Origin of the sequence: Cupriavidus sp. YAF13 (genome assembly GCF_052113425.1) — a bacterium.
Lineage (GTDB): Bacteria > Pseudomonadota > Gammaproteobacteria > Burkholderiales > Burkholderiaceae > Cupriavidus.
Map to the genome: position 1 here is coordinate 1 of NZ_JBFRDD010000116.1, position 5,403 is coordinate 5,403.

At 70.4% G+C, this 5,403-nt stretch carries 2 protein-coding genes; both read right to left on the bottom strand.

The annotated features are described in order from the left end of the window. The coding region (locus AB4061_RS40130) for a condensation domain-containing protein (RefSeq protein WP_441641594.1) at positions 1-1,728 on the bottom strand (1,728 nt) is incomplete at its 3' end. Then, the coding region (locus tag AB4061_RS40135; RefSeq protein ID WP_441641595.1) for an amino acid adenylation domain-containing protein at positions 1,729-5,403 on the bottom strand (3,675 nt) is incomplete at its 5' end.

Below are 5,403 nucleotides of genomic sequence, written 5' to 3' on the forward strand. Positions count from 1 at the left end.
CGTGACGATGATGTCGAGCGAGCGGGACAGGGCGATGCCCACACGATCCTCGGCGCCGATGCCGCGTGCATGAAGCACGGCGGCCAGACGATCGGCACGCGCCAGCAGTTCGCCATAACGCAGCGTCTGCTCGCCACAGGTCACGGCAATGGCCTGCGGCTGCGCCAGCGCGTGGCGGGCGATCTGCGCGTGGACCGGCATGCAGGCATCGGCGGGCACTTCGCCCTGGCCCAGCGCAAGCAGGCTGTCCCRCTCGGCGGCGTCGAGCAATTCGACCGTATCCAGCGCGCAGTCCGGCGCGTCGGCAAGCTGCTGCAGCAGTCGCAGATAGTGGCGCGCCAGCCGCTGTGCGGTCGCCACGTCGAACAGTTCGGCAGCGTAGTGGAAGCACGCGTGAATCTGGCCCGCGGAGTCCTCGCGCGTATCGAGCGTCAATTCCAGCGCTGTCGCGCGCTCGCCCACGGGCGCGCTTTCGAGTTCCAGACCGGGCAGCGAGAGCCGGCCCGCGCGGTCACCGCGCCGATGGTTGTGCACCACCTGAAACAGCGGGTGATAGCTCATGCTGCGCTCGGGCTGCAACGCATCCACCAGTTGCTCGAACGGCAGGTCCTGATGCGCCTGCGCGCCCAGCACCGCTTCGCGGATATCGCCAAGCAGCGCGGAAAGCGGCCGGCGGCCATCGATCTGGCCGCGCACGATCTGCGTGTTGACGAAGAGCCCCACCACCCGCTCGGTCTCGATGCGGTTACGGCCCGCCACAGGCACGCCCACGCAGATGTCGCGGCGGCCGGTGTAGCGGTAGAGCAGCGCGTGAAAGCCCGCCAGCAGCGCCATGAACAGCGTGCCGCCTTGCGCCTGCGCGCGCTCGCGCAGGGCTTGCGCCAGCGCATCGGGGATGTCGATCTCGCAGCGCTGCGCCAGATAGGCCGCCGTGGCGGGGCGGGGGCGGTCGGTCGGCAGCGCGAGTACCGTGGGCGCGCCGGCCAGCGCATCGCGCCACCAGTTCAGCTGCCGTTCCCGCTCGCCAGCTTCCAACCAGTTGCGCTGCCACGCCGCATAGTCGGTGTAGCCGATCTGGGGCGCCGGCAGCGCCAGCGGCTGATCGGCAACGCGCGCGCGGTAGGCCGCCCCCAGTTCGTCGATTAGCAATTGCATCGACCAGCCGTCGGAGACGATATGGTGCATCACCAGTACCAGCCGATGCGATTGGTGCCCAAGTTTCAGCAGATGCACGCGCAGCAGCGGCGCAACGCCCAGGTCGAACGGCGCTTCGGCGATGGCGGCCGCGTGCACGTCGGCGGCGTCCGGGTTCGCCGACAGGTCCGTCACCGGCAACGCGATCCCCACTTCCGGGCGCACAAGCTGCCGCGCATGGCCGGCCGCGTCGGCGACAAAGCTCGTCCGCAGCGCTTCGTGGCGGCGTGCGAGCATTGCGAAGGCCGCCGCCAGTGCGTCCACGTCCAGCGCCCCGCGCAGTTCCACGCCGCTGCTGATGTGGTACGCGGCGCTATCGGGCTCGAAACGATGCAGGAACCATTGGCGCTGTTGCGCGTAGGACAACGGCGCGCCGTGGTCCGCCGACGCGTCCGGGCGCGGCAGCGCGGGGATCGGCAATTGCGAGAAGGCCATGCCTTGCTCGGCCATCTTGTCGAGGAACGCACGGCGCTGGGCCGGCGCCAGCGTGGCAAAGCGCGCGGCCAGCCGGGCCGCGGTATTGGCTTCGATCATTCAGACTGACTCCAGGGTATTGGCAAACGCCTCCAGCTCCAGCAGGGCGGCTTCGTCGGCATGGCGATGCTGCGCGGGCAGCGCGGCAGCCAGTTCGGCCAGCGTGCCGGCGCCAAACAGCAGCGCAAGCGGCGCATCGATGCCGAGTTCGCCTTGAATGCGGGACAGAAGCTGGACGGCCAGCAGCGAATGGCCGCCCAGGGCGAAGAAGTTGTCGTGGCGGCCCACCGTGGGCACGCCGAGCAGGTCCTGCCAGATCGCGGCCAGCCGCGTTTCGAGATCGCCCTGCGGCGGTTCTGCGGCAACGGCAACGGGGGCGTCGGCCTTTGGCAGCGCGCGGCGATCCAGCTTGCCGTTGGCGGTCAGTGGCAGCGCGTCGAGCCAAACGATCGTGGCCGGCACCATATTGCCGGGCAGCACGGCGGCCAGCGCGCGCCGCAGTTCGGCGGGATCGGTTCGCCGGCCGTCCTCCGGCACGGCATAGCCGGCCAGTTGCATGCCCGTTGGCGTCGCGTCGGCCACCACGGCGGCTTGCCGGACGCCCGGCAGCGCGGCCAGTTGCGCCGCCACTTCGCAGGGTTCCACGCGGAAGCCACGGATCTTGACCTGATCGTCGATCCGGCCGAGGTATTCGAAAACGCCGTCCGCCTGGCGCCGCACACGATCCCCTGTGCGGTAGAGACGGCCACCATGCGCCGAGAACGGGTCCGGAACGAAGCGGTCGGCCGTCAGCGCGGCGCGGCCAAGGTAGCCGCGTGCCAGCGCCGGTCCGCCCAGATACAGCTCGCCGGCCACGCCGTCGGGCAATGGCGCCAGCGCGCCGTCCAGCACATGGGCCACGGTGCCGGCCAGCGGCTGCCCCAGCGGCAGGCCGGTTCCGGGCTGCGGCGCCGTGCCGGCCACGTGCACGAGGACGCCGACGGTGGTTTCTGTGGGCCCGTAGTGGTTGACCAGCCGGCAGGCGGGACGCGCTTCATGAATGCGGGCGCGCAGCGCGGAGTCGGTGGCTTCGCCGCCGAGCACCAGCGTGTGGGCCGGCAGCACGTCTGCCGGCGCGGTGCCGGCCGCCGCCGCGCCGTCCAGCAGCGCGCGCAGATGGCTCGGGACGATCTTGAGCACGTCGATGCGGTGCTCGGCCATATAGCGCGCGAAAGCAGCCGCATCGAACACGCAACGGCGTTCGGGCAGATGCAGCGCAGCGCCGCTGGCCAGCGCGCCAAACAGCACCGTATGCCCGAGGTCCGCCGCCGGTGTCGATACCATCGCCATGCGCAGCCCGCGCGGCAATGCCAGTTGCGCCAGCACGCCATCGAGATAGTGGGCCAGCGCGCTGTGGGAAATCCCCACGCCCTTGGGCCGCCCGGTCGAGCCGGAGGTGTAGATCACATAGGCCAGATGCGCCGGATGTGGCGTCCGCTCTGGGTTCGGCGTCGTGCCTGCGGCGTCGCCGATGTAGAGCGCGGGCTGCGTCAGGTCCAGCATGGACACCGAGGCCGGTGCGGCCAGCAGGGCCTCGTGGCGCTGCGTCAGCAACAGCGCCACGCGGCTGTCCTCGACCATATAGGCCAGGCGGTCGGTCGGATACTCGGGATCGAATGGCACATAGGCGCCGCCAGCCTTCAGGATCGCCAGCAGCGCGACGACCATTTCCACGGACCGCTCGGCCAGCACGCCCACGGGCACATCCGGCCCCACGCCGCGCGCGATCAACTGCCGCGCCAGCGCGTTGGCGCGCCGGTTGAGTTCGCCATAACTCAGCGCCTGGCCGTCGGCGACGAGCGCCGTGGCGTCGGGCGTATCGAGGGCATGGGCCTCGAAGCGCCGATGGACGGGCTGATAGCTGCCGACGAACGCCGAGGAAGGCGACGTCCGCAGACGCGTCGCGTCGATCAGGCCGATCTGCCCCAGTGGCTGCGCCGCATCGGCCGCCATGGCACGCATCGTGGCCAGCAGCGCCTGCGCCAGCGTTTCGGCCTGGGCTTCCGCCAGACGGGCGCGGTCAAAGCGGCAGGTCAGGCGCAGCGTATCGGTCTGGGCCAGCACCAGCGTCAGCGCGTAATTGGTTTCCGCGCGGTTGGTGATGTTCGCGAACGCCAGCCCGCCCGGCGCGCGGTGCAGCGCGGCATCGACCGGGTAGTTCTCGAAGACCACGATCGAATCGAACAGCGTCTGCCCGCCGTGGCCGGCCCAGCGCTGGATGTCATAGAGCGGCGCGTGTTCGTGCTCGCGCGTGGCAAGGTTCAGCGCCTGGACCTCACGCAGCCAGTCGCCCACGCTCTGGCGCGGCGAGGGCGTGGCCACCACCGGCAGCGTGTTGATGAACAGCCCCAGCATCTGCTGGGCGGCCGGCAGATCGGCGGGGCGGCCGGACACGGTGGCGCCAAACGCCACGCTGGGCTGCGCGGTGCAGCGTTGCAGCACCAGCAGCCATGCCGCCTGCACCAGCGTGTTGAACGTCACCTTCTGCGCGCGGGTAAACGCGGCCAGCGCGGCCGTTGCGTCGGCGTCGAGGTGATGATGCTGCTCGGTATGGCCATCCCCGGACGTGACCGCTGGCAGTGCATCCAGCAGGCGCGTTGGCGTTTCCAGCGACTGCAGTTGCGCCTTCCAGAACGTCTCGCTGGCATCCCGGTCACGCGACTGCAGCCAGCCGATGTAGTCGGCAAAGCGATGTCCGGCAGCCGGCAGCGCTTCGCCCGCGTAGTGGCGCAGCACCTCGCCCAGCAAATGCGCGGTGCTCCAGCCGTCGAGCAGCAGATGATGGACGGTCCAGACCAGATGATGGCGATCCGGCCCCGTGCGCAGCAGCGCGACGCGCATCAGCGGCGGCTGTTGCAGGTCGAAGCGCTGTGCGAGCTGCTCGGCCGCCAGCCGATCCACGTCCTCGGCGGCGCGCCCCGTGAAGTCCGCCTCGATCACGGGCAAGGCGACGTCCTTCGCCACCCATTGCAGCGGCTGGTCGCCGCGATGCAGGAAACCGCAGCGCAGGCTGTCGTGGCGCGCCAGCACGGCCTGCCATGCTGCGACAAAGCGGGCCGGATCGAGACCGTCGATATCGACACGCAACTGGTTCGTATACGCGCTGCCTTCGGGGGCGAAGACGCTATGGAACAGCATGCCCGACTGCATCGGGGACAACGGATACAGGTCCTGCACGCGCGCGGCATCGAGGCATAGTGCGTCGAGCCGGGCCTGCGTCAGGCCAGCCAGCGGAAAATCGGAAGGCGTGAGGCCGACGGCGCCGGAGGTGCAGTGGCGTACGACGGCTTCCAGTTCGGCCCGCAACGCTCCGGCCAGGCGCTCGATGGTGGCCGTGCGATGCCGGTTCTGGCTGAACGCCAGCGTCAATTGCAGTTCGCCGCCAAGCACTTGCCCGCTGACCGACAGCGGATGCGACAGCGGAGCGGCGGGGTCCTGGGTGCCTCCCGCCGCCTGCGCCCCCTCTTCGGCCGGCCGCCATGCGGCACCTTGGGCAAAGCTTGCATCGAACTGGCCCAGGTAGTTGAACACCACCTCGGGCTTCGGGACCGCCGCCAGCGCCGACTGCTGGGCCGGCGTGCCCCAGCGGCGCAGCAGGCCGAAGCCGATGCCTTCGCCGGGCACCGCGCGCAGTTGCTCCTTGACCGTGCGGATGGCCGTGCCGATCTCGCCGCTGCCGTCGAGCGCCACCGGGAA